The organism is Candidatus Poribacteria bacterium, assembly GCA_021295715.1.
GTDB lineage: Bacteria > Poribacteria > WGA-4E > WGA-4E > WGA-3G > WGA-3G.
This window is the reverse complement of the sequence record JAGWBV010000032.1, coordinates 25032-50154: the sequence shown is the minus strand read 5'-3', so window position 1 is coordinate 50154 and position 25123 is coordinate 25032. Positions and strand designations below refer to the sequence as shown.

Sequence of the window (25123 nt, the reverse complement as noted above, 5' to 3'; positions counted from 1 at the left end):
AAGCCTCCTAACGGACTCTCTGTAAGAACGATGTGATCCAGTTAACGCCAGATAATTCCAGAATTACACCAAACACAATTGCTGCAAAGATGACAACCTTACCCCAATCTTGACCTCTCAGACTCCCTAAAAACATAGGATCTTTGGATAGGTAAGCCGTCGCAGCGTAGAGTTCCTCACCAATTAAAGTGTAATCACACGCTGCAATAAAGAACGGAAGCTGATGTTCAGAATCTGTCCCTGCGATTTGTATTGCACCGATAGAATTACCGGTTTCAGCCATGAGGAGCGATTCAGCATAAAACTGACCTTGCAAAAAAACTGCTGCTGGTTTCTCGCGAACCATCATCCCATCTACACCAGCGGCATAAGCAAATTGGCTATCGGTGAGAAAGAAAATATTTTCTTCGTTGTAAGCATCCGGGCGACCTTCGTCGAGGTAAGATGTTCTTACCATCTCTCGCACCACGTTCAGCACAATAGGGTCATTACACGGCACACGCAGCGGTGTTTCATAGTCGGCTGTCCGCCGTGCGATTTGCCCTAAGATTGTCATACTCGCAATGGTAGCGACATTATCTACACCCCCCAATCCTAGTACATAGAGAATGGAGCGTCCCATTTCAGTGGCTCTGCCGATAGCTTCATCCACCGCCTCAAGTCCAGGAATGCGCCGAACAAAGATCTCTTTACCGCTTCTCGCATCGTAGATATTCCAAAGAATCGCGGCACAGAAAAGAAGCATCGCAATAAGGAGTGGGATTTTGCCGGTGTGAAACCATTCACCCGTTCCTTTAACGGGTACGGTTTCTTCAGAATCAACTGTTGCCTCTGTGTCGCTAACGGCACGCACGATGTAGGCATAAGCGTTCCCTTTTTCGATAGTGGGATCAACGTAGGATGTTGCTCCAGCGGGTAGCAGCCCACCAATTTCTTCAAGACCACCGCCGGCAATCCGACGTAGGATTTGATACCCACTGATATCGCTACCTTCCGGTGCGGCACCCCACTTAACGGTGATGCTGCTGCCGTCGTCGTTGGGTGTGTCCACTGCCGTGACATTTGACGGTGGTGCAAGTCCTTGGCTAAATGCAATGCCACCGATAACGCATAAAACCAAGCAAATGACTATCCATTGAGTTATTTTTGTCATAAATTATTCCTCATTTATGGCTATCAACTTTCAATAGTTGGCTATCAGCAGAAACAATCTCTTTCTGACTGCTGACTGCTGACCGCTGACCGCCATTAACAAAAACATTGCGTAATTGCTTCTATAACCTGCCGATCCTCTATATCGTCGCGGATAACGACTTCTCCGATACGCGTCGGCAGAATGAGGCGGAGTTTACCACCTAACGTCTTTTTATCTAAATACATGGCGTCACATAAGGCTTCAGGGGTAAGGTCAGAAGGAAGAGTGATGGGCAATTTTGCACGCTTTAAGAGCGTGCGCTGTCGTTGAAAATCGGTCTCAGAGAACATCCCTAAATTGGTAGCTAACTGTGCGGCGCAATTCATACCGATAGAAACCGCTTCCCCGTGTCGATACCTGTTATAATGCGTCAGTGCTTCCAGCGCGTGTCCAAAGGTGTGCCCATAATTTAGCACCATCCGCAGTCGGCTTTCTTTCTCATCTTTTGCGACGATTTCTGCCTTGTTGACACACGCTTGTGAGATCATCTCAATGAGTACTGTGTCATCTAAGTTTAAGAGAGTCTCAAGATTTTCTTCAACCCTTTCAAACAGCGGTTCATCACGGATAACACCCATTTTGATAACTTCGATAAGTCCTGCTCGGATGTCGCGCTGTGGTAAAGTCTTGAGCGTATCTACATCAATGACAACCAACTTTGGTTGATGAAACGCACCAATGAGGTTTTTCCCTTTTGGGTGATTAATCGCTGTCTTGCCGCCGACACTGGCATCAACTTGCGCCTGTAACGTCGTTGGAATCTGAACGTAAGGAATGCCACGCATGTATACGGCTGCGGCAAATCCAGCCAAATCGCCAATGACACCGCCACCGAGAGCAATGAGCATTGACCCTCGATCAAGTTGATGTTCTACCAAACTGTCCTGTATCCGGGAAAACTGCGTCAGCGATTTGCTCTCTTCACCAACTGGGACTTCGATTGCGTGGACGTCAAGCCGGGTATCTTTGAGGCTCTTCAGCACAACGGGCAGATAGCGCGTTCTGACATAGGTATCCGAAACAATGAGCACCTTATTAGATTTCGTATGCGGTGTGAGCAATTCTCCAAAGTTGTTAAGGAGTCCTGTCCCAACAACGAGCGGATAACTGTTGTCTCCAAGCTCCACGTGTAAGGTTCTCGTCATTTTGAATTCCTAATGCTTTTTGTAAACACCCGTTTAATGTGAGTGATAATTTCACCGAATGAACGTCCCGTTGTGCTTATCACGTGATCAGCTTTCACATAGTAGGGTTGTCGTTCCGCCAACATGGACTGGATCTTCGCGAGTGGGTCAGGGGTTTGGAGCAACGGTCGGTGTGTTTGGTGTCCAACCCGTCTATAAATCTCCTTCGCCGATGCTGTTAGGCAGAAGACAATACCGTTTCGCTTTAGTTCTATCATATTGGCTTCTTTCAGGACGACTCCGCCACCTGTGGAAATAACGTGGTTATACAGTTTCGAAACCTCACGAACGGCTTCGCTCTCAAGCTCCCGAAAAGCAGATTCGCCGTCTTCCGCAAAGATGGCACTGATACGTCTGCCACTGTTCCGCTCAACAACGTCATCTGTATCCACATAGCGCATCCGAAGTTGCGAGGAAAGTCGTCTTCCGATAGAAGTTTTTCCTGTGCCCATAAAACCGACAAGCACAATATTGGGTTTTCTTTTGACAGGTTGCTGCACCGGATTTTCACCTCTTAAGAGTTGTCAGTTGTGGATATGTGCAACCGACAACCGATACCTGATAATCATTATAACACTTTTGAAAAATAATGCAAAGGTTTTGCACCAATTTTTGAGGTATGGTATAATTACGGAAGCGATGATACGTTTTTTGCCATAGAAATATCATACAAAAACCGTAGCCTGCAACAATACGCAGAAATACCGGATTTAGTCTGGGGAGAGACTAAATCCGTTCCTTGTATTACATTTCCATTCCTTGTATTACATTGCAAAAACACGCAGGCGGATATACGGAAAGGCACGTTATTCTTCAAAACCCACCTGACCGAACCGCAAGGTAAAATTAAAAAATGGCACGACAACTCAGAATGGTACGTCCCAATTTAGAAAATTTACCTGAACTGCAACTCCCGTCAGGCTACAGCATGCGAACCTATCGTGAGGGGGATGAGGTGCATTGGGCACATATCATTAGCGACTCGTTTGGCGGCAGGAAACGCACTGCCCAAGATACAAAGAATGAGATTACCAGCAGAGATGTGTTCATTCCTGAAGGACTCTATTTCGCAACACATCAGGATATTCCTGTTGGAACGGCTTGTGCGTGGCGGCAATCTGTAGATGAGAAGGATGTCGGATATGTGCACATGGTAGGTGTTGTCGGTGAACACACCGGACACAAACTCGGAAAATGGGTCTCGCTCGCTGTTCTCACCTACTTCCGCGACAATGGATTCAAATGCTCAATGCTGGATACCGACGATTTCCGTGTTCCTGCTGTCAAGACTTATCTGAATTTAGGGTTTATACCTGTTTACGTTGAAGAGGGGCAGCCTGAACGATGGCAAAAGATTTTTGAGAAATTGGGACTGCCCTCTATGTCAACGCAAATCGAGAACGTTAGCGAAACATTTCCAAAGGATTTATGGGCGAAAGTCTCAATTTAATAGAGAATGGAAGATCAACTTAAAATGGCTCGCCACGGTTTGGAAAATTTACCGACGCTCCAGTGTCCTGACGGGTATTATATCCGCACCTACCGACAAGGAGACGAAGCACACTGGGCGCGAATCATGGACAGAGCCTTCGTAGACCAGGGACGAACCGCTCAAGATACCTACGCTAACGTTATTAGCCAACCGAATTTTGATCCAGATGGCTTCTGTTTCGCTATTCACAAAGAGGTTCCTATCGGGACAGCGTGTGCGTGGAAGGAATCTCTTCGCGGCAAACCGATTGGCTACATTGACATGCTCGCAGTGCTTCCAGAACACACGGGTCATAAACTCGGCAAATGGCTAACGGTGTATCTCCTACACTATTTCAAAGCGCAACGTGTGGCACCCGTAATGTTAGACACAGACGATTTTCGACTCCCAGCAATCAAAAATTATCTCAACTTAGGGTTTGTTCCTGTTTATGCTGGTGAAAACCATCTGCTACGGTGGCGCGGTATTTTTGAAAAACTGGATCTTTTCTAAACATGAGAGTGCCTCTCGCGGTGACAAACTATTTCCGTTCCCCGAGTCGTTTTGTTATACCTGCGATCCTCATCAGCGGCTTCGGTTTCCGACTTATCGGGATAAACATCGGCTTACCTGATTCTCCTGACCCACGTGAAGTGCTCATCGCACGAGATGTGCTGAACCTTATCCACTTCACAGCTCCACCTCAAATCTATAACTGGCCCGGAACAGCATGGTTTTACAGTATTGCTGGGATAGGTAAATTACTGTCGCTTGTCGGTTTGCAGCTAACGGAAGCCCACGTAATCCTACTGGCACGCTGTATCAACGTTCTGCTATCCACGGCAACACTTTGGTTCACCTATCGCATTGGCGTTCACTGTTACAATAAACGTATAGGTCAGATTGCCGTAGGATTGCTCGCTGTCGCGATGTTACATGCCACGAATGAATCGCGTTTTGCACTTGTTGACATCCCCGCGACTTTCTGTGTGACTTTGTTTCTCTATCTCGTGATACGTGTGCGATCTTCTTCAGTCGCGCCTACATTTCAAACTGCGGTATGGCTCGGTGTCATCGCGGGAACCGGTTTCGCCGTCAAATTTACAACCGTCTTTGTAGGTTTCTCTTTGTTGGTCTTCATTAGGAGTGAGGGATTTTATAAAAAATTCGCAACAACCATTGGTATTTCCGTATTAACCTTTACACTCCTCTGCCCTTATTGGCTCATCGACCTGATTTCACCAGAGTGGCATCTCTTCTTTGAGGATTTCTGGTATGAAGCCACTCATTATCACCATGGACACTTCGGTCTCATCGCTACAGCGGACTCTGGATTGCTACATCGGCTTACCTATCTCTGGACGCTCTTGAAATGGGGCATGGGTCTACCGCTTGCGCTCCTCGTCAGTTTGGGGGTTTTGTGTGCGCTCGTGTCGCTTAAAGCGGTCGGCAATCGGCAATCGGCAGTGGGAAAGAATAGCAGTCAGCAAGGAACTGGAAGAAGGGAAGAAGGAAAGGATGGGGATCCCAACCATTCAACCTTCCAACCTTCCAACCAAGAATCTTCCAGTCTTCCAACCTTCCAATCCATCCTCTTACTATCTTTCATCATTCCGTATCTCCTATTTATCGGGATACATAAAGTTAAGTTCGCCCGCCACCTCCTGATACTCTATCCGGCACTCACTGTCCTGGGAGCTGCCACGCTCACACGTTTTCCGAGCATTGTGGCAACTCTGTTAGCGTTGGGACACCCGCGCGCGCGCGTGAATTTTCCATGTTCCACTGAAGAGCTTAATACATTTGGGAAATGGTTTGGAACAGTCGTGGGGGGTGTTGTAGTGCTTTACTCATTGGTTTATACCCTCTCGTTTGCCTCCATCCTGCTCTCGCAGCCAACGAAGATTGCAGCATCGAACTGGATAACCACGCACATTCCGCCAGAGGAACCTGTTGCTGTCGCGCCAGAGATCCTATTCGACTGGCTTCTCCCTGCGTTAGACTTCAGTGTGACAGATGAAAAGGTAAAATGGGTACTTATCGTTATGCCGGATTATGAAGTGTTCCGCAAATACGAAAAAGCGCCTCAACGTTATCGAGATGAGGACTGGTACCCTCTCAGCGAGATTGAATTAGCGGAGACACTTGCGTTCTATACGCAGGTTTTAGGGGACGGAAGTCCGTATGAGTTGTACAAAATATTCCGATGCGCACCAAAGTTCTTAGGCATCGAAATGATATCCGATAACGGTGCCCCGTTTCCGATGCGCGCCCTTGCGCATCCAGAACTCCGCGTCTATCGCCGTCTCGATGCAATAATGCCGTGAATGGGAAAATAGAAGTGGGATTTCGCGTGATTGCTTACATAACGGGAGGTTTGAAATAATTCTTTTGGATAGGCACGATGGCTGAGAGGATTTGATGAAGAACATCCGCTGCAGTCGTATCGGCATCAATGATTCGAATGAGGTCTTGCGGGTAGTAATCAATCAATGGTTCGGTTTCTCGTTTGTAAACATCCCACCGGTAGCGAACGACAATTTCTTCAGAATCGTCGATTCGATTTTCTTTCAGGGAGCGTCCTCGGATGCGTTTAAACATCACTTCCCGGTCCTCACAGACCATATAGATTACCTTAAAAAGTTTTATATAAGGTGCTATGAGACCGGCTTGCACAATGTTGCGTGGGATGCCATCGAGAATCAGCAGATCGCTTTCTGGCGCGTAAACCTGCTCGCGGACTTTTGCCGCCATGTAGTCTTGCCAGATTTTGATTGTAATGTGATCTGGGACTAATTTACCGATGCCTGCGTATTGTTGGAATATCTGTCCGCATTTGGAATTGCTATCAAGTTCGCGGAACATATCCCCACTGGAGACGTGGAAAATGCCGGGGATTTGTGCCAGCATTTTCCCTTGTGTTCCCTTGCCGACACCAGGGGGACCAACAAGTATCACTGCTTGATAACACAGTCCATCCGCCTCGTGTGGAAGGCTTTTATCCGTTGTCATGTCTGTTTTCGTCCTCTGCCGCCTGTCTTCCTCTTCGTTGAGTTAGCGCGCTTTACAACAGCGTTCCTACACACGCCTATAATAAACCTTATGCTCCAAGAAGGTGTTCAAGGATGTAGAAGTCCAAACCTTCATAGTCTCGGGCTGCGATAAATTCCTGTTCGACCTTTTTGTCAAACGTGCGGACCTTCTCAAGTAGATTCAGGAAGGTTCTGCGACTGCTCAATAAGTGTTTTGTTGAGATGTCCCGTGGTTGTGTCCGCATGACCTTCACATCTAATCCAATGAATTCACCGTTTCTACCGTATCCGTTTTCTTCAAGTACCCGTACCTGATTAAACGCACGGCGCAAATTAACGGAACCGAACGCTTTATCTTGATCGAATTTTAACCCATTCTGATCGTTGAGATGGACGCTCCAAAGTTTCTGATGATGGAGAGCATATCCCATCTCATCGGAGGGTTCCAAACCTGCGAGAATTGCGTGTGCACTTTCGATTAACCCGCCAACGCGCTCCGGTGCATCACTGGCATAGGCTAAACCAATAGCGTGTCCGATGGTCGGAATATATGCGATGTCCATCGGTTCATTGGGTTTTGGTTCTATAAGGATTCGGATTTCTGGATCGTATTCGAGTAACGCGTTAATTGCTTCTAAAATTTGTCCAACTGCGGCTGCTGCGTCTTTCGTTTCCCGGATGTATGTGCCTTCCCGGGCAAGCCACAACACGAGATTTTTACACCCTACCTCGTTAGCAATATCAACACACCGTTTTGAACGTTCCAGTGCGTAGCGTCTTTCTTTTGCAGAATTAGAAGTGTAAGCTCCATCGATAGTCTGTGGAGATTCCCACAATCGCGGTGCCACCACCTCTGCTGTTAAACCATGGTTGTCGATCTGTCTTTTGACGGCTTTTGTCTGTGCTATCAGTTGTGCGTGTGTTTTCTCGTCAATATCCGGCACAATATCATCGTCGTGAAATTGGATTCCAACAAAACCGAGATCGCGATAAAACCCAACTTTTTCATCGAAACTGAACGCCTCCCGAACAGGGGGTCCAAAAGGGTCTATTCCCTCGTGTATGTTCCAGGGTCCGAAAGAGAAACAATACTCTGTTGCTTCTTTAAGGGGTTCGCTCATCATCCTCTCCTATACGCAACGTTTTTTCTTCCATTTCGTTACAAATATTACCTCTGATCGCTTTGTTTTGGAAACGCTGCGTTAGCGATAAAGGATACGAAAAAACTGCTTGACTTTCTAATAAGTATACTGTATTATTTAAAATGTGTCAAGCAATTCTGTAGTCAGGGTTTACAAACCGATATTGCATTGTCATATATCCCGGATTAAAAGGAACCTCCCCGGAATGTTGCCCATATCTCGCACGATTTTCTCTTACTCATATCTATTTTATTTTTTCATGCTCACGCTGAATTTACCAGTCCAGCATACATACGCGGCGGATCATGAAGGCGAAGGAAGCACACCGCCTCCACCCGTCAACGATTCAATTCGTGAAACCCAGACATTGATAGTGGGGGCAGCGTCAACAAAAACCTTCAGTTTTGCAGATGTTTATCATATAGAACTCAGCTTGAATATATCGGGTAATATCGAACTGATTGCCACAGAAGACGAGGTCATCACCGTTACACTTGAGAAGCAGGCACGGGAAACCACAAATACACAACAGGACGATCTGATCCGAGACTATCTTGATAACATCACCTTTACAGGAACGCAAAGCAATGACACACTCCAGTTAAGGATACAACTACCGGACACGTCCGCTGAAACACAGCCGAACTCGCTTTCCAACACGATAGCATTACAAGAAGTGCGCTATGATGGACTCCAACTGAAATGTACAATCAAAACGCCACCGGATGTTTCTGTTAAGCTCTATGCCAAAACCGGAGATATATCTCTTCAGCGTATCCGTGGAAAGATAGAAGCCTCAACGGAGACGGGGAACATCCATTTAAATGAAACCTTAGGCAATTATAACATCCGTGTCACCAAGGGCAACATTGACGGAAAAATTTTGTTGACCCACGGAGAAAACAAGTTGGAGACCCAGAATGGCTCAATTGGACTGGTGGTCCTTGACCCTGTTGCCACACCGATGGATATAACCGCACAAGGCGGTAGCATCCGTTTACGACTTCCCGAAAATTATGCCGCGGATATTGAACTTGAGAGTGAGAAACAGCAGATCGTTGTTAATTTGCCCGCACAATTTGACGACGAAACGGGGCTGACCATTATTAACGATGGCGGACCGCTGTTTCGGTTGAAAGCCACCAACGCGATTTCCCTCCTACCGAGATCAACAAGCGGCGGCAATACATCCGCAGATGCTGAAACGGATCTCACCATAGATTTCGCTCAACCCGTCCCGCACGCAGCAGAACCGCCCACTATTGATGGAAATTTATCTGAAATCGCGTGGCAATCCGCTGCGCGACTCTCTCCGTTCCAAAACCCAGATGGCACCGATGTTCCAAGCAATTCAACTGAAACTTTTTTATTGTGGGATACCGAGAATTTCTATGTCGGTGTAAAGGCGTACATGTCCGATTCGCTGCTTCCGTATATTTCACAGACCCAGCATGATTCACCAATTTGGGAAGACGAGTGTATTGAAATCCTGATTGATCCGAATCCGAAAACTGATGTTTACTATCACCTTGTTATTAACCCGATTCGCGCGTATTTTGACCAGCAGGTCAACACGCCTGGAGAACCGAGTTTCCAGTTCGCGCCGCATGATGTCCAACTCACTTTAAATCGAAAAACGATGCAAACGGCGTTCAAGGCGGACAGCGCGTGGGATTCAAATGCAAAAGTTGGAAGTCAAATTAACGCTACTTTTTGGAGCCTTGAGATTGCTCTTCCGCGTAAAATGTTGGAACCTTCACCAAAAATGGATCCGCAGTCAACTCTCTCTTTTGAAAACAAGTGGCTTTTTAACATCCATCGTAAGATGCATAGTAGCAATATAGCGAGTCTTATTCCTGCCACATCCAGAGAATATAGTTATTGGCTGCCAATTTACGATACCGAGCGTCCGTGGTGGCCGCATTCGCCACAAGAGTATACAGGCCCACTTGCCGGACGTTATGGTTCAGCAATGGGGCTTTTGGAATTCATTACGCTACCACTCGCTTCTACAGACTTCGCATCCGAAACTAAGATCCGGGTTGCGACCCTTGAAATCAAGGGGAATACCACTATTCCGACAGAAGTCGTTCAACAATCCCTTCCCATTCAGCCTGAAGATGTTATCACAAGTCCGCAACTTTCTTGGCTCATCGCAGAGTTGAGGGAACAGGATTGGTTTCAAGATGTGCGTTTGGAAACTCGGCAGGTGGAGAGGGATAGTGAAGAAGCCAACAGCGGTCAGCAATCAGCGGTCAGCAATCAGCAAGAGACTGGAATGGAAGAGCGAAAGGGTGGAAGACTGGAAGATGAGGAAGGGGACCCAACCTTCCCTTCTTCCAACCTTCCAACCGATTCCGTTCCAAGTGTCAGTTTGCATATTCGAGTCACGGAAGCCCCTGTGCTTTTCGCTCAGCAAATTAAGATTGAAGGGAACAGGAGTTTCCCTTCACGATTCATCAAGGAGTGGTTTCATTTAGAATCCGGCTATTTTGCCGCTACCATTGTTAGATTGAAGCAACGATTAATTGCTGATTTTTACGTAAATCGTGGTTATGAATTCGCCACTGTCACACATCGACTTGACAACGATGTCTTGGAATTTAGCATTGACGAGGGAACCCTGCACGAGATTCGTTTCACTGGAAACAGTCGAATCCCACGAGCGGAACTGTTGTCAGCACTTAACCTAAGCACTGGAAATAGTGATGGAGTAGGAGATTCACAAGCCCCAGAAATTTACCATCATGCGCTCGGTCAATCAAAGATAAACGGTATGCGTCGGGAGCTCAGCAAAAACAGTGAGCATTTCAAATCGGTTCGGAATTGGCATGTTCAACGTGAGGGTGGAAAAAACGTCATGATTGTTGACATTGAAGAGCAGCCGTTCGCGAGACCGGGTGGTTTCCCGATTCTTCAATTCAATCGTGTTCACGGATTAATGCTTGGTGCGGGTGGGACACTCTCGACGCGCCTCACGGGTAAAGAACAGGTTTTCGGTTCAATAAGTCGTGGATTTTCGAGCAAAATATGGAACTACCATGCCGGTATTGAGAAAGGGTTTTTTAAGAGGCAGATGCTCAAATTTGGAGGGAGTTTCTATAAGCTCACCGATGTCAGTTCTAATCTCTATCTACATCAAGGTAATGCCAGCCTGAGTGCCTCCTATTATGGTTCAGCATTTCAAGATTATTATCAACGTCAGGGGTCTCAGGGATGGATAACCTATGCGCCATCAGAATGGTCGTATCTTAGACTGGAATTCACTGGGGAAAGGCACGACAACCTTTCCAAATCTACGGATTGGAGTTACTTAAACCGAAATCTGATTAAGCGGGGAAACTCACGCATTAATCGTGGACAATTGAGAAGTCTTTCTCTCGTTTATGCGTTTGATACACGAGACCACAGATCGACGACCACACGACATTTCCACACGCTGTTTTCCGCAAATGAGCGGACCCGACGCGGATGGCGCGGACACTTCGCCGTTGAGATAGCAGGGAACAGTTTCGGTGGGGACCACGCCTTCAATTTCTATCGGTTTGAGTTGACACGCTACACACCTTTGTCCGGCTCACACCATCTGAATATTCGGATTGCAGGTGATTTTTCTGATGCTCCCTTGCCAAGGCAACGGCTCCTTCACCTTGGGGGTGGTAATACCGTGCGCGGTCACGATTCTAATGTATTCGCCGGGGATAATCGGCTCCTACTTAACCTTGAGTATCGGCTCATCAAAGAAACAATTCCCAACGAACAAGATGGTGTCCTTGGGTGGACACTCAGTTGCTTCTTGGATGCGGGTAGTATATGGTGGTATGACGATGCCCCATTTTCTGATTTTGAAAATTTTATGACACGGTTGAAGACGTCTGTTGGGATTGGATGCTCCGTTTTTTGGGATCCGTTCGGAAATCCGCCACCATGGAGCCTTGCGCTTGAGGTAGCAGAACCACTGAATTCATCTTTCTCCTTACGAAATCCGATCATCATTTTGCGCTTGGATCGCATGTTCTAAGGACAGAAAATACCAGCAGAAAATTAGAAAAACGTAAGCCCAACCAACGGGCAGGGCTGGATATACCCGAGGAACGTCATTCATTCAACCCACCTGACCGAACCGCAAGGAAAATTAAAAAATAAAATATGAAAACAACACCACTCTATACCATCCATGAACAACTCGATGCGGCATTCGAGAAAAAGCATTTGGATTGGAATATCGCGACCGAGTTCACTGATGCTATTTCTGAACATCATGCTGTCAGAAACAATGTCGGTATTGCTGACGTGTCCTACCGAGGCCGGTATCGGTTAATCGGCGAGGATCGGGCGAAATTTTTACATCGTATCATCTCCAACGATGTCGAAAGCCTCTCGATTGGTCAGGGGACTTACGCCACGATCTTAACACATCGCGGCAAAATTATAGCCGACATGAACATCTCCGTTCTTGAGGACGCAATCAGTATTGACACCGCGCCTGAGACAACAGACAACCTCTTCAACGAATTGGATAAGTACATCATCGCTGACGATGTTGAGCTTTCTGATGTAACCGCTGAAACCGGGGCGATTGCTGTCCACGGTCCAAAATCGACGGATCTTATTCAATCTGTGCTTGATATAAACGAACTTGCTACGCTGCCAGAAGGGCATAACTGCTTTCGTGAAGCAGACGCGCTTTTTGAACACGCAATTGTCTGTGTGAGAACAGATGGCACTGGCGAGATAGGTTGGACGCTTTATACCACTGCCGAGGCATTAGTTTCGCTTTGGGAGATATTGATGACTGAAGGGACGCGCTTTGACGTTCAACCGATCGGTTGGAATGCCCTTGAGTCGCTCCGTATCGAAGTAGGCGTACCGAGATATGCAGCAGAATTGACAGATTCTGTTATCCCGCTTGAGGCGGAATTAGAACACGCTATCGATTTTGAAAAGGGGTGTTATATTGGGCAGGAGATTGTCGCGCGTATGAAGTACCGAGGACATCCAAACCGCCTCTTGCGCGGTATTGAAATTGATGCAAACTTAACATCACAAAACAGCCATAAGGATTTTTTGGGTGCGCGAGTCTTTAACGGGGACAAAGAGGTTGGTTGGATTACGAGTGCTACCTTTGCACCGACCCTCGGAAAATCGGTTGCTCTCGGTTACGTTCGGATGGAAGTTACTGCAGCAGATAGTCGTGTCCGAATTGAAACATTAGAAGGATCTGTTGATGGTAAAGTCGTGCTTCTGCCATTTTTGGCGTAACTTGTAACCCGAAAACTTGTTATTTAACATATTTTCCTTTATCATTGAAAATAGCGGTCAGCAGTCAGCAGTCGGCAGTCAGCAAGAGGGGCCCTTTACCAAAAACCTCTTTACTGATAGCCGATAACCGACGGCTGATAACCAATATAATTAATCATTCTAAGGAGGTAAATCTAAACCGATGCTAAACAGCAAATTTTATTTTCGTATATCGCTTTTATTGTTCCTCCCCATGCTTTTAGGAGGATGCGGTCTTGCCAAACTGGCAAGGATTCAAGGGGAAGGGGACCTCGCTGTCGTAGAAGCCACCCTTGAGGGAAACATCGGCACACTTGAGAGCGTGGCTAAGATTGGAAATAAAAATCTCATTATTAAGACGGCTCGTGCGTATTCATCCTATGCAGGCTTTATTGAGGATAAGATGGAAGAAGCCGAAATAGCAGGCGACTATGAGACTGCGGACGAAATGCGCACACGGGCAATTGAACTCTATACACGTTCTGAAGGATACGCGAGCAAGGCTTTAGCGAAATCCGATAAAACCTTCAATGAAACAAGAACTGTTGATCTTGAAGCGTTTGAAAAAGCACTTCAGAAACTGAAAAAAAAGGATGTTGAACCGCTATTTTGGGCGGCTTATTCGATTGCACGCGGCATTAGCCTCCAGAAAGATGATCCGATGCAGGTGATTGACCTCGCCCGTGTGGAATTGATGATGGGACGTGTGCTTGAATTGGATGAAACCTTCTATTTCGGCAGCGCGCATCTATTCTATGCTGTTTATTACGGCGACCGGGCACCCTCAATCGGCGGAGATCCAGAGAAGGCAAAAGTACATATTGCGCATGTCGATCAAATCAATGACGGCAAGTTCTTGATGAGCAAACTCTACCTTGCACGGTACTATGCTTATCCAAAACAGAATGTGACGCTTTTCAAACAGTCGTTACAAGAAATCCTTGACGCACCCTCGGACATTTATCCTGGTGAGGAAGCCGCAACTTCGTTGGCGAAATCGCGTGCCAAACGCTTACTCGACCAGGTTGATGACCTTTTTGATCCAGAAATGGAGGAAGGAGACACAGAGTAATGAAGAACGAAAAAATAGGCTATGTAGGAGGGGTTTTTAACCCCGATTCCCTTTTTAAATTAGTGTGCGTGTTCCTATTCATTTTAGGAATGTTCTGTCTACCCGTAGCGCATCTTAGTGCTGAATCTATTAAGTTCGCAACACTCGCGCCAAAGGGTTCCACATGGATGAACAATTTTGAAGCGATGGGGAAAGAAATTCGCGCCAAAACAGATGGTGATCTCCGACTCCGTATCTATCCGAATGGGGTTCAGGGAGATGAACTTGACGTTATCCGCAAGATGCGTGCTGGACTGATCCACGCAGGTGCCATGACCGCTACGGGTCTTGGTGAGATACAGGAAGAGGTCCTGATTTTCCAACTGCCTCGAATGTTCAGAACTTACGAAGAACTTGACTATGTCCGTGACTACCTCCGTGACGATCTTGACAAAGCATTTATGGATGCCGGGTATGTCCTACTCGGTATGGGAGACATCGGCTTTTATTATATCTTCAGCAATCAACCTATCCGCACTATTGCCGATCTTCAATCCCCAAACGTCAAGATGTGGGCTCGGACGAGCGACAAAATTGGGCTTACGTTTCACAAAAACGCTGAGATCGCAACTGTGCCGAGAGAGGTCACACAGGTCCTCTCTTCGCTCTACTCAGGGCAAATCAACACTTTAGCTGCATCACCTTATGTCACTGTTGCGCTGCAATGGCACGATAAATTCAAATATATGACGAATCTTCCTGTCAGTGTTGGTGTTGGTGCAACAGTCATGACGAAGGAAAAGTTTGATGAGCTTTCTCCGGATCAGCAGAAGGTTGTGCGTGAAGTTGCGGACGCGCATCAGAGCGATTTAATTCAGGATATTCGTAAGGATAATGAAAGGGCGCTTGAGGCACTGCAAAAGAAGGCAGGCATTCAAGTCGTTGAATTTGAGGAGGATTCCCGAGAAGCGTGGGATGCCCTCGCTGCAGAAACGCATAAAACTCTTGTTGGTGAGATCTACTCGCAAGCGTTTCTTGACAAGATTAATGCCCTCTTGCAAGCGTATCGAGCGAAAAATTAAGGGATAGCGGTCAGCAATCCGCCAATGATCTTTTGTCGATAGGCGCGCTTTGACAGCGCGCTTATCAAATTTATATAAGTTCTGTTTTGCTTCACCTTGGCAGAGGCATTCAGTTCTCCTGTAGGAGGGAACTCCGATTCCCGACATACTCCAGTAGACGCGACCTTTGAATCGCAACTTTCCAACCAAAATGGTTAAAAAATCCAAAATTGAATGACTCTGGTATATTGATGAAATGTTGCCAAGACACTGAATGATGTGATATAATGCTGCAAGGAGAGAGTCAGGAAAGTGTATGGCACTCGCCTGACTCTGCACTTTTTTAATCTGAAAACTTACCTCTACAAGCACCAAGCTAATCGCGAGAACGCTAACACAGGACCGGAGCGGAAATTTGCGGATTGATGAGATTATATGGCAGCAACAATTTGTTGAGAAATTAGCGACAAAGCATGGTGTAGAAAAAACGGAAGTTGAAGAAGTCTTAACCAATCGTCCTCGTTTTCGTTTCGTCTCTAAAGGCAATCGGTCTGGTGAAGATGTTTACTCAGCTATGGGACAAACCGACGCGGGACGGTATCTCATCATTTTTTTTATTCAAAAACCAAATCGTCGGGCGTTGATTATCAGCGCAAGGGATATGACCAGAACGGAGCGAAGAAATTATGGAAGACAAAGATAAAAAACGAGATCCAATGCCCCCTCCCGAGGCAACACCAGAGGAGATAGGCGAATTTTGGGATACGCACAGCCTTTCTGATTATTGGGACGAAACCCTCGAGGTGGAAGTTCAGGTTAATCTTAAATCACGTCAGAATCTGTCATCAGACGAGAGTGAAGCAGTTGATCAGAGCGACCCGCTTTCGGCAGAACAAGGTTGGAGAAAACTAAAAGAACTCATCCAATCACTGGACGAACAACACAAAGGACGCAAAAAAGGCGAGCCTTTTGAAGAACTCGCTGCAAGGCTACTAGAATTACTTCTTGAAATTCCGTTTGTGCTCGCAAAATCCGGCACTCAACCAAGTGGCGACGCTAGGAACATGACAGGAGAAGTAGCAATTCAAGCCAAGAACTACAGCGACGGAAAAAAGCCTAGAGATGTAGAAATTGTGGGAGACATTAATATAGTAAAGAGAAATTTACAAGACCTTCAAGTTTATGTCTTGGTTATTTCTCGTGATATTTCTGCACAGTCGCTTGGTGAATTGGAGGCTGTCTCAGAAGAAACCGGCTTGGATATTGTTACTCTTGAACTGACGGATAATCTGTCAGAACTTGGAGCGTTGTGCGTTACCCTTTGGGAGGACATCAACGAATTCTTTGACCTTTCAGACACCAGTCAACAATTCTTGGCCTGGGTTGGAATAGAGAAGGATAAGTTAGAAACGACCAAGAAAACATCTGAACTCCGAGACAAGCTCAAAGATGGAATCCAAACTCAAAAACATGTTCAAGAAGACATTGAAAGATACCTGCTTAAGCGTTTTAGCACAAACAAAGGTTTCAATCCTATCAACTTACCCCAAGCAATAGAAAGGTCTCTGCTGGGATCAAAAATCAAAGATTGGTGGGAGGCATCGGGGCAGCCTGTCTGCTATCTTGAAGGTAAGGAAGGACACGGAAAATCGTGGCTTGCCGCCAAGGCGATGAACTCGATCTGTCAGAACGAGAATATTGTCGCTTTTTGGTTAGATAGTAAAGACTGGAAAGGACACAAGTCTATATTTGATTTGCTTTACACGTGTTTTAGTTTAATCTATCCATCTTACGAACAAGGGAAAATCGTTAAACTGCAAAACAAGCCTGCAAAAATCTGGCGTAAAACCCTTATTGTACTTGATGGTGTCAATGAAAGGGATGCCCTTGAGACAGCAGATCGGATACTCTCGGAATACTTTAGGCACGAGAACGAGTGGGGAAGTAGAGTCCGTTTTTTGTTAACTACGCGTCCTTTGAATGACTATCCTGATTGGTGGAGCCGATGCCATGAAATTCCTGTTGACCATTTTAATGATTCCGAACTACAGAAGATGCTAATCCTAAACGGACTCCAACCCGATGACTTACCAAATTCATTAAAAGACACTGCAAGAATTCCACGATATTTTCAGAGATGCCTTGAATTGCGAGATGAACTTGGTTCATTTGCTGTCGTCACTCCGGAAATGGTTTTATTGGCAGATTTAACTGACAAAATTAAGCGCTCTGACCAACAGATTAAACAAAAACTTGATTGGATTCGTCCTGAAGATCCTAAAGATTTTTTTTCAAATCTCGCAAAACAAATAGCATGGGACAAAATTGATGCCGCACCAGAGAAACTTGGACAACTGCTTAAAGGGTGTTTTTCCGACTACTCCAAAATCAGGCGCGATTTAGAAGAACAACGCATTGTAAGCAAAGCAGGTCTATTTGACGCAAAGTTGAGTGCTGATTATGTTTTACTTTGCTGGACCCTTTACCTCTCTCACCTTTTTGATAACACAAAGTTTACCAGAATTGAAGATTTACTTGAGCATTTTCAGCAAGAACTTGAGCCAATTCTTTCAGAAGATCTGAGAACAGAGGCACTGTTTGCCGCGCTACAGTTATCTGCTATATTTCCAAATACTGACCTTTCACAAGAACAATTGTCGCAAAAACGAGCTGCTTTGATGCTTGCTTGGTTCCATAGTCACAATGCACAAATTACAGATGAACGACTATTGTTTTGGGCAGAAAAAGACCCGGATGCTTATGCACAAGTCGTTGAATTTGAATTAGAGTATCACAATTCCCCAAATTATGAAGATGCCCTCATTGCCCCGCTGGCGAAAACTTGGTTAAACAAGAAAGGTGATCTTAATCGTTTGGCATCGCGCCTTACCAAATGGCTTCTGCCTATATACACTGATGATATACCGGAAGACGTTGTTTATACACATACCGAGGGGAAGCGGTCTCCTCGGGAAAAGGATGACATACAATCCCGATTATTAGACGCGGCAATCTCAATTTTATCTCAAAGACCAGAGCGTCAATTTTTAAAAACACTCACACGTTGCTACGCAACCCTGCATAGCAAGGCAAATGTTGACGATAACTTTAATAGAGGAACACGATTTTTTGAGGAAATTGGTAAATTGATGAGATGGGGATACACTGAGGAAGTTTTAGGTAATTTGCATTGGTTAGCAGAATTAGCCCAAGCTGATGCATCATTATTAAGAGGGGTTTACGGGTTGGCGGATTGTCTACTTGTGAATTTACCGCCGTTGTTGCAACGTCCACTCTCAAAGAAAGAATTAGAGACACATGCCTTTATAGAACAACACAATCGTCGTTTTAAGCCTTATATTGATCGCATCCGTAATCAGGAACGTTTACTAATAGGTGATTCACCCGCAGCCAACGGTAATTACCACGGACTCGACTATTTAGCGGTTCGGACAGATTTGCCTGATTGGCACCATGAGGATATCGTTGAAATCAAGAAGATTTTGCAAGATGTATCAGTAACTGCTAAATTGGGATCGAGTGTGGGGGCGACCCTTGAGGATTTTTGTATAGAAAATCTACTGCCGTGGGTTGCTAAGTATGATCCTGAAAGTTATGCAGAACTTGCCTGCCATCTCAAACTTAATACTCTGAATCAAAAATGGGCACAATTTAAACTTCGGTCAATTCACGGACTTGTTTTTAAACCGGAAGATAACGTAAGAATCATGGAAGCAATTTTAGGAATGAAGCAGCGTCTCGTTCAAGATGCTCAAACGGATAATTCATCATTCGATGCCATTCATTTGACTTCCTTACTGACAGAAACCCTTCTTTTTTCTGCCTCTGAGGAAGTATTGACAGACTGGTTTGAATTTCTATCTTCACATGAAGCACTTAGGAGATCAATTTGTTATGAACCGCTACCATATTTACTGGAGGAGTTGTTACCGAAGCCAATTGTAGAGTTGGCACAACAAAAGTTGGAAACACTTGATCCGGGAACAACTAATGATGGGTCTATGTCTAACGAAGGGTCAAAAAAATTGCCAGAGCAAGAGTATTGGAGGGTCCTTTATGCCTTTGGAAATCAAACTGATGAGGAGTTAGTAACATGGGCGTTGAAAGAGTTAAAGCTGAGGAAACCTGATTTAACTGCTGGAACATTCATATTGATGTTGTCGGCATTATCAGATCCAAAACGGTTCTTGGATGAAATTTTGAATAGTAAGGAAATAAGAAAACATCTTTTTCACGAGAATAGCAGAAGGCTGACAGTTCCTATTTATGAAGGTAAGGATGTTCCGTCCTATGAGACACTCGTCCCATTGCTACCAATAGAAATTGTGGGTTCCTTTCTCTGCTCACTAGATCGGACGGATGATCTGTCGCGGTGGGGCAGGGAACTGATAACTCAGATGTGTTCAATTCTTCAAGGTGATGAGAAAAACCATGATTCTGCCGAGGAGTTACGGTTCACGGTCAACCGAGAAGTTCTTCAGACTTGGGCGACATACAACACCACCGATTTCTCACAATTGGCAATCGAATATCTGGACTTACTTTCCAAATCGGGATGGTATTGCCGAGGCTCGTATGACTTCATGGATAACATCCTCTGCCTGTTATTGCGCTTCCAACCTACTACCGCAATGCGATATTACCGTCAATCAAAGGCAAAAGGCGGTACAACAATTTTTTGGGCGTACGGTGGGGTAGAAACATTTCTCGCTCAACTCTGGAAAGTTGAGTATTGTAACTCGCCTGAACACCGTCAACTCAGACGTGAACTTTTAGAAGAGTGCCTAAACGACGAAGAAATTATGTTCATGACCCTTGCCTCTTTAGCTGGGGGAGGGGAGAAAGAGTTATGGAAGTTGGTGACCGAGAAGTATTTAGCGAGCCCTTATGCAAAGGAACGTAATCTGGGTATTTCGATTTTGCCGTGGTTTGGAACGGACGAAGCGATTGAGAAACTTGAAGGATTGAAATTAAATGATTCAAGTCGATGGGTGCGTGAACACGCTACTTGGGCTTATGAAGTGGCACAACAGGAACGAAGTTGTCAAGAAGTCTATCGGAAAGCCTTACAGACGCGCGATCCTTTCCGAATTTCCGCTGTTTTTGAGCAAATCAAGCCTGCTCTATCACCTATTGCCCAATGGTGGCATCGTAAAATCGAAAAAGAGGAATTTGGTGAGGACCCACAAGACATCGACCCTAAACTTGCTGCGCTCCATTACCGATTTTGGTACCGATGGGGACACTCTACAGAGACGAAACGTGATGTCAAAGTTTTTGGGAGAAAATTCAGCGACTACTGTCGAGGTGAGAAACTTCCAGTAGGTTCAACTCCTCGAATCGCCCCTTGGTGGAAACCTACCTCTGATTCTAATAATTGGTAGACGTTTTTTACAAATTAGGTTACAGTGTTCCAGCCAGTTTGAATTTTAGGGTAGGTTTGTAGTCCTGCGATTTATCGCACGTCCCGAATGCGCAATAATGCACGTCGCATTTGGGTGAGTACACCGCAGAATTGCGCTACTACGAACCGGTTTTACCTTTAATTTGAAACTGGATAAAGCAACAGCGTTGCTGCGAGTTTGAGTTTGTGATGTATGCCTCGCGTCTGCTGCAGATGCACAGACTAACAGTCTATGCTACAAAAATTTAAACCTATGAAGCAATCGGAATACAAGAAAGCCATTGGCTAATGAAGTCAGTGGCTTTCTTGATGATACGGAATCTAAAATTTAAGATTTATGATTGACTTGGCACAGCGTAGAAAATATGGTATAATACCCCAAGGTTAAAGATTTTTTAATCTTAGTCAGCCTTTTCAGAGGTGAGGCGCGTATGAAGGGCATTGTCTAACAATCCCAATGCTTTAGCGTTGGGTCCAACCCCGCTAACTTCTGTTTTTTTATCAAAATATATTTGACCTTATCTAAAATATATATTATACTATATTATAGAAACTAACATAAAGGTTATAGTATAATGTTTATCAAGAACCCCGAAAAAGATTGGTATTCAGATACCCACATGGTTTATAGTTGTCAATATCACATTATCTGGTGTACCAAATACAGACGCAAAGTTTTAGACGCGTCTATCCAAGAGCGTTTGCACCATTTAATCTGCTCCAAACAAACAGAATTAGATTTCAAAGTGCGTGCCAGTGAGATTATGGAAGACCACGTACACCTGATACTTGAGAACAATCCGAAAGTGCCTATTACTCGGATCGTGGGATTAATCAAAGGTTATACGTCTCGGATACTCAGAGAAGAGTTCCCACACCTTAAATCCCGCTTACCTTCCCTTTGGACGCGTTCAAAGTTCATATCATCTGTGGGCTGTGTATCTCTAAAAGTCGTCAAAGAATATATCGAGGATCAAAAGAGTGTCTAAATCCAAGAAAGAATACCGAACCTATATTTTAGCGACTTCCACGCCTCGGTGGACGTATCTATTCTAAAACCGTTTCGCTTGCGTTCCAAACGCATGAGCAGAAAGGTTTTTGGCTTTCGGACAGGGGACTCAAGGCATATCTCAAATTCAAAAAGTATCCGTGCCATGCCCATAGCGTTCAGGCAATTATAGACGACTATTGTGGAGCAAGACGTTCTTTCTTTGCCAACCGAAAATCGAATCCGAACGCGAAACCGCCAAACAAAACACGGAAGTTTCACACGTTCACATGGCGAGCAACGGGCATTTCCTATAAGCGTGGGAAACTACAACTTTCTATGGGATTAGACCAAGACCCGCTTTGGATAAAGATCGATAAAAAGTTCCATAAGGTCGTGCCTGCCGAAGTCTCACTCGTGTATAATCGAACAACAAAACAATACGAGTTTCATGCAACATACGACACAACTCCGAAAAAGGCGAAAGCAAAAGTAGGGTCGGCAGTTGCTGTAGATATGGGCGAAATCCACCCAATCGTTATTTTGACGGTCTCCATTCCGAAATCTACAATGGTAGGCAAATCCGCAGTGTTGTTAGGTATCAGAACAAATTTAAGTCGAGTCTCAATAAAGCCTTATCGCGGTGCATTAGATATAGCAGACGCTGGAAAAAACTCAAACGCGTCAAAAATAGAACCCTACAGAAGTTAACCGCGCAGTTGCGTGATATGCGCCATAAAATCACGTCACGCTTTGTTTCTTCTTGCCGAGAGCGAAAGATAGAAACGATTGTCATTGGAGATCTAAAGCATATTAGACGATCTATCAACTATGGCAACAGGTCCAATCAGAAGTTACACCAGTGGGCGTTCTCTAAAATTCAGAACATGATTACCTACAAAGCAAAAGCCGTAGGTATCAACGTTGATACAGAGGACGAAGCCTATACGTCTCAAACCTGCCCTTCCTGCGGACATAGAAAGAAACCTTCTCAAAGGACTTACCATTGTCGCCAATGCGAGTGGCAAGGACACAGAGACGTTGTAGGTGCGAGTAACATTCTGACGAAGTATCAGGGTTTCCTTTTTAACCCTGTAGTCGGGGCGGTGGTATCCCCCGCGGGTATCAGGTATCATCCTGACCTGTGTAGACTTGATAAGTGGTCACCGTTTTCGGGACTCAAATCAAGTAAGCCTCCCACGAGGAAGCAAAGAAGCACACGGCTTTAGCCGTTGTGAGTATCACATATGTGCTGAACGTTTAACTATAGCGGAAATGGAACGGACACAAATCACCTCCCTTTCTTTCCGTATCTTACTACATCCGAAACTCACGTAAAAGTGAGATTCATTCTATAGGGAGTTGAATGACATGAAAATTATGATGGTCTTAGCAGGATTTGTGTTGATGATAGCCTATTGTGTTATCAGCACGAGCAACCTGGCACAGGCGGAGGAAGTCTTGGGAGAAGGAACGGATTCACTGCTCGGAGGAGACCTAACCGACCCAGAAGACGATGGTGAACCTGAAGCAGATAGCGGTTACAACGCCATTTTCTCAGCTAACGATGAACCCGGATTCGGGGGCGGTGAATTTGCGTTTAACGTCTTCGATAACCGCCTTGGACCCAGCAATGACAAATGGTGCTGCGGACTTGGGGGCGGCATTCCGGAGGAAGGTCTGCACGTGACAGCTGAGTTTGAGGAGCCGTACGCATTGACACATTTCACTGTATCTTCAGCGAACGATGTTCCTGCGAGGGACCCTACAGTGTGGGAGATTCAGGGGTCGAATGACGGCGAGGCGTTTACGACCATCTTTTCTCACGACGGGGATAGCTTTTGGGAGCAGCGACTGCAAGTCGTCCTTTTTGAGGCAGGGGAAGATTTCGAGGTTCAAACCACAGGATATCGCTTTTTTCGGCATGTTACTTTAGACACCGCATCGAACCCGGCTGGGGCGTACTTTCAAATTGGCGAAATTGAGTACTTTGGCGATGCTAATCTTACCGCCGTAGACCCTAAAGCGAAGCTCACAACCACATGGGGAAGCCTCAAAAACGCCCGATAAACGCAAATATCAGACATTTTCTAAATCGGCTTGAATCCAGTAATAACTTGGTTTGAGCCGTTTTTTATATCCGCTTGAAACCGTATGGACGCTACCGGGGAGGCCCTTTTCGATTATGAGCCGCGAAAATCTTCATGCTCATAAAGTAGAACACTTTCAATTTTTCTCTCCGATAATCTGAATCGCGGATTATTCTCTAAATTCCGCTAAAAATTTCTTGTTTTTTTGACGTTCCACGCAATCTGTGATACAATACCCGTCTCATATTATAGGGCATTTAGTGTTCGACTTTCTGTTGGTTGTGTATGATAACTCGCTGCCGGTAGGTTGCTCTTAGAGAAGAAAGTCGGGAATCGGAGTTTTCGCCTACCAGAAAACTGAATGGCATTGAGTCCATTCCAAAATTCACTTGTTATTTTTCCGAGTGTGTGGTATCATTGTATCTTTGAGGAGGCTTCAAAGCTCGTGGCATCTATTAATGACATTGCAAACGAATTTATACGGGAAGAGATCGAAGAGTTCCTGGAAGAACCCGACGAGATAACACGGACCATTGAGATGTTTGCACAAGCGACCCCAGCTATGCAAGCCATCGCTGCTGCCCTGATTGACGGCGACCATCACACTGTTGATGAATTGACAGAAGCTGCGCTGGAAGAAGGCACAGAAGCATTGGAAATTATGGATGATGGTCTCATTGCTGGGATGGGGATCGTTGGCATCAAATTCCGAGAAAACTTCATTTTCGTACCAGAAGTCTTGGCGTGTGCCCGTGCAATGAAAGCCGGAATGGCGTATATTGAACCAATTCTTTCAGAATCCGGGATTGAACCGATCGGGACTGTGATTATGGGAACCGTCAAGGGCGATTTGCACGATATTGGCAAGAATTTGTGCATCATGATGTTGCGTGGGGCAGGTTTTGTGGTCCACGATTTAGGGGTTGATACCTCTGAGGATGAGTTCATTGAAGCCGTTGAGGAACATGAAGCACCGATTTTGGGGATGTCGGCACTCCTAACAACAACAATGCCGAACATGGGAAAAACAATTGATGCTTTTATTGACGAAGACTTACGGGAAGAAGTCAAAATTATGGTAGGGGGTGCGCCAGTTACACAGACGTTTGCTGATGATATGGGGGCTGATGGGTATGGCAAAGATGCCCTGGCATGCGTCGCGCTCGCCAAGCAATTCCTTGAGGAGCCGGACGAAGAGTGGTAG

The 25123-nt window shown here is 45.5% G+C and carries 18 protein-coding genes; 13 read left to right on the top strand and 5 right to left on the bottom strand.

Translation table 11 applies throughout. The annotated features are described in order from the left end of the window. Positions 1-7: 7 nt before the first annotated feature. The 3 genes from J4G07_10070 to J4G07_10060 all read right to left on the bottom strand — a co-directional run bounded on the left by J4G07_10070 (position 8) and on the right by J4G07_10060 (position 2879). Positions 8-1153 (bottom strand): fibronectin type III domain-containing protein, encoded by a 1146-nt coding sequence (locus tag J4G07_10070; GenBank protein ID MCE2414341.1) that lies wholly within the window; start codon positions 1151-1153, stop codon positions 8-10. Between the two features lie 95 nt (positions 1154-1248). After that, positions 1249-2340, bottom strand: coding sequence for a 3-dehydroquinate synthase (gene aroB / locus J4G07_10065; GenBank protein ID MCE2414340.1), 1092 nt, complete (start codon positions 2338-2340; stop codon positions 1249-1251). Then, positions 2337-2879 (bottom strand): shikimate kinase, encoded by a 543-nt coding sequence (locus tag J4G07_10060; GenBank protein MCE2414339.1) that lies wholly within the window; start codon positions 2877-2879, stop codon positions 2337-2339. Before J4G07_10060 ends, aroB begins: the two co-directional genes overlap by 4 nt. A gap of 353 nt (positions 2880-3232) precedes the next feature. Between J4G07_10060 and J4G07_10055 the strand changes: the two genes are divergently transcribed. Genes J4G07_10055 through J4G07_10045 form a run of 3 tightly spaced genes read left to right on the top strand, consistent with a single transcriptional unit; the run spans position 3233 to position 6177 of the window. Further along, entirely contained in the window at positions 3233-3829 is a 597-nt protein-coding gene (locus J4G07_10055) for a GNAT family N-acetyltransferase (protein ID MCE2414338.1), read from the top strand. A gap of 24 nt (positions 3830-3853) precedes the next feature. After that, positions 3854-4363, top strand: coding sequence for a GNAT family N-acetyltransferase (locus tag J4G07_10050; protein MCE2414337.1), 510 nt, complete (start codon positions 3854-3856; stop codon positions 4361-4363). A 20-nt stretch (positions 4364-4383) separates the two neighbouring features. Then, a complete protein-coding gene (locus J4G07_10045) occupies positions 4384-6177 on the top strand; it encodes a glycosyltransferase family 39 protein (protein MCE2414336.1) in 1794 nt (597 codons plus the stop codon). Positions 6178-6211: 34 nt separating this feature from the next. On the opposite strand, the gene J4G07_10040 is transcribed toward J4G07_10045, so the two are convergent. Further along, positions 6212-6862: a nucleoside monophosphate kinase gene (locus tag J4G07_10040; protein MCE2414335.1), complete on the bottom strand. Its 651-nt coding sequence runs from the start codon at positions 6860-6862 to the stop codon at positions 6212-6214. An 88-nt stretch (positions 6863-6950) separates the two neighbouring features. Beyond that, positions 6951-8003 carry a TIM barrel protein gene (locus tag J4G07_10035; GenBank protein ID MCE2414334.1) on the bottom strand — a complete coding sequence of 351 codons (1053 nt, stop codon included), beginning with the start codon at positions 8001-8003 and terminating at the stop codon, positions 6951-6953. Positions 8004-8229: 226 nt separating this feature from the next. Between J4G07_10035 and J4G07_10030 the strand changes: the two genes are divergently transcribed. From J4G07_10030 to J4G07_09985, 10 genes are all read left to right on the top strand, one after another. After that, positions 8230-12045 carry a BamA/TamA family outer membrane protein gene (locus J4G07_10030; protein MCE2414333.1) on the top strand — a complete coding sequence of 1272 codons (3816 nt, stop codon included), beginning with the start codon at positions 8230-8232 and terminating at the stop codon, positions 12043-12045. A 128-nt stretch (positions 12046-12173) separates the two neighbouring features. Continuing rightward, the gene (locus J4G07_10025; protein MCE2414332.1) at positions 12174-13286 is read left to right on the top strand and encodes an aminomethyltransferase family protein; all 1113 of its coding nucleotides are present in this window, start codon (positions 12174-12176) and stop codon (positions 13284-13286) included. Positions 13287-13467: 181 nt separating this feature from the next. Then, positions 13468-14376 (top strand): hypothetical protein, encoded by a 909-nt coding sequence (locus J4G07_10020; protein ID MCE2414331.1) that lies wholly within the window; start codon positions 13468-13470, stop codon positions 14374-14376. After that, positions 14376-15437 carry a TRAP transporter substrate-binding protein DctP gene (gene dctP, locus J4G07_10015; GenBank protein ID MCE2414330.1) on the top strand — a complete coding sequence of 354 codons (1062 nt, stop codon included), beginning with the start codon at positions 14376-14378 and terminating at the stop codon, positions 15435-15437. Before J4G07_10020 ends, dctP begins: the two co-directional genes overlap by 1 nt. A gap of 394 nt (positions 15438-15831) precedes the next feature. Next, a complete protein-coding gene (locus tag J4G07_10010) occupies positions 15832-16119 on the top strand; it encodes a BrnT family toxin (GenBank protein MCE2414329.1) in 288 nt (95 codons plus the stop codon). Next, on the top strand, positions 16103-20821 hold the full coding sequence (locus J4G07_10005; GenBank protein ID MCE2414328.1) for a hypothetical protein: 4719 nt from the start codon (positions 16103-16105) through the stop codon (positions 20819-20821). The genes J4G07_10010 and J4G07_10005 overlap by 17 nt, the downstream gene beginning before the upstream one ends. A 595-nt stretch (positions 20822-21416) precedes the next feature. Then, on the top strand, positions 21417-21830 hold the full coding sequence (gene tnpA, locus J4G07_10000; protein MCE2414327.1) for an IS200/IS605 family transposase: 414 nt from the start codon (positions 21417-21419) through the stop codon (positions 21828-21830). A 439-nt stretch (positions 21831-22269) separates the two neighbouring features. After that, entirely contained in the window at positions 22270-23058 is a 789-nt protein-coding gene (locus J4G07_09995) for a transposase (protein MCE2414326.1), read from the top strand. A gap of 142 nt (positions 23059-23200) precedes the next feature. Continuing rightward, the gene (locus J4G07_09990) at positions 23201-23899 is read left to right on the top strand and encodes a PEP-CTERM sorting domain-containing protein (GenBank protein MCE2414325.1); all 699 of its coding nucleotides are present in this window, start codon (positions 23201-23203) and stop codon (positions 23897-23899) included. A 582-nt stretch (positions 23900-24481) separates the two neighbouring features. Next, positions 24482-25123 (top strand): corrinoid protein, encoded by a 642-nt coding sequence (locus tag J4G07_09985; protein ID MCE2414324.1) that lies wholly within the window; start codon positions 24482-24484, stop codon positions 25121-25123.

What these genes read in the sequence shown, in the direction of transcription:
- J4G07_10055 (MCE2414338.1), top strand. Translation starts at nt 3,233, where the DNA reads ATGGCACGACAACTCAGAATGGTACGTCCCAATTTAGAAAATTTACCT.
- J4G07_10025 (MCE2414332.1), top strand. Translation starts at nt 12,174, where the DNA reads ATGAAAACAACACCACTCTATACCATCCATGAACAACTCGATGCGGCA.
- tnpA (MCE2414327.1), top strand. Translation starts at nt 21,417, where the DNA reads ATGTTTATCAAGAACCCCGAAAAAGATTGGTATTCAGATACCCACATG.
- J4G07_10005 (MCE2414328.1), top strand. Translation starts at nt 16,103, where the DNA reads ATGGAAGACAAAGATAAAAAACGAGATCCAATGCCCCCTCCCGAGGCA.
- J4G07_09990 (MCE2414325.1), top strand. Translation starts at nt 23,201, where the DNA reads ATGAAAATTATGATGGTCTTAGCAGGATTTGTGTTGATGATAGCCTAT.
- J4G07_10035 (MCE2414334.1), bottom strand. Translation starts at nt 8,003, where the DNA reads ATGAGCGAACCCCTTAAAGAAGCAACAGAGTATTGTTTCTCTTTCGGA.
- dctP (MCE2414330.1), top strand. Translation starts at nt 14,376, where the DNA reads ATGAAGAACGAAAAAATAGGCTATGTAGGAGGGGTTTTTAACCCCGAT.
- J4G07_10070 (MCE2414341.1), bottom strand. Translation starts at nt 1,153, where the DNA reads ATGACAAAAATAACTCAATGGATAGTCATTTGCTTGGTTTTATGCGTT.
- J4G07_10050 (MCE2414337.1), top strand. Translation starts at nt 3,854, where the DNA reads ATGGCTCGCCACGGTTTGGAAAATTTACCGACGCTCCAGTGTCCTGAC.
- J4G07_10020 (MCE2414331.1), top strand. Translation starts at nt 13,468, where the DNA reads ATGCTAAACAGCAAATTTTATTTTCGTATATCGCTTTTATTGTTCCTC.
- J4G07_10040 (MCE2414335.1), bottom strand. Translation starts at nt 6,862, where the DNA reads ATGACAACGGATAAAAGCCTTCCACACGAGGCGGATGGACTGTGTTAT.
- aroB (MCE2414340.1), bottom strand. Translation starts at nt 2,340, where the DNA reads ATGACGAGAACCTTACACGTGGAGCTTGGAGACAACAGTTATCCGCTC.
- J4G07_10030 (MCE2414333.1), top strand. Translation starts at nt 8,230, where the DNA reads ATGTTGCCCATATCTCGCACGATTTTCTCTTACTCATATCTATTTTAT.
- J4G07_09985 (MCE2414324.1), top strand. Translation starts at nt 24,482, where the DNA reads ATGCAAGCCATCGCTGCTGCCCTGATTGACGGCGACCATCACACTGTT.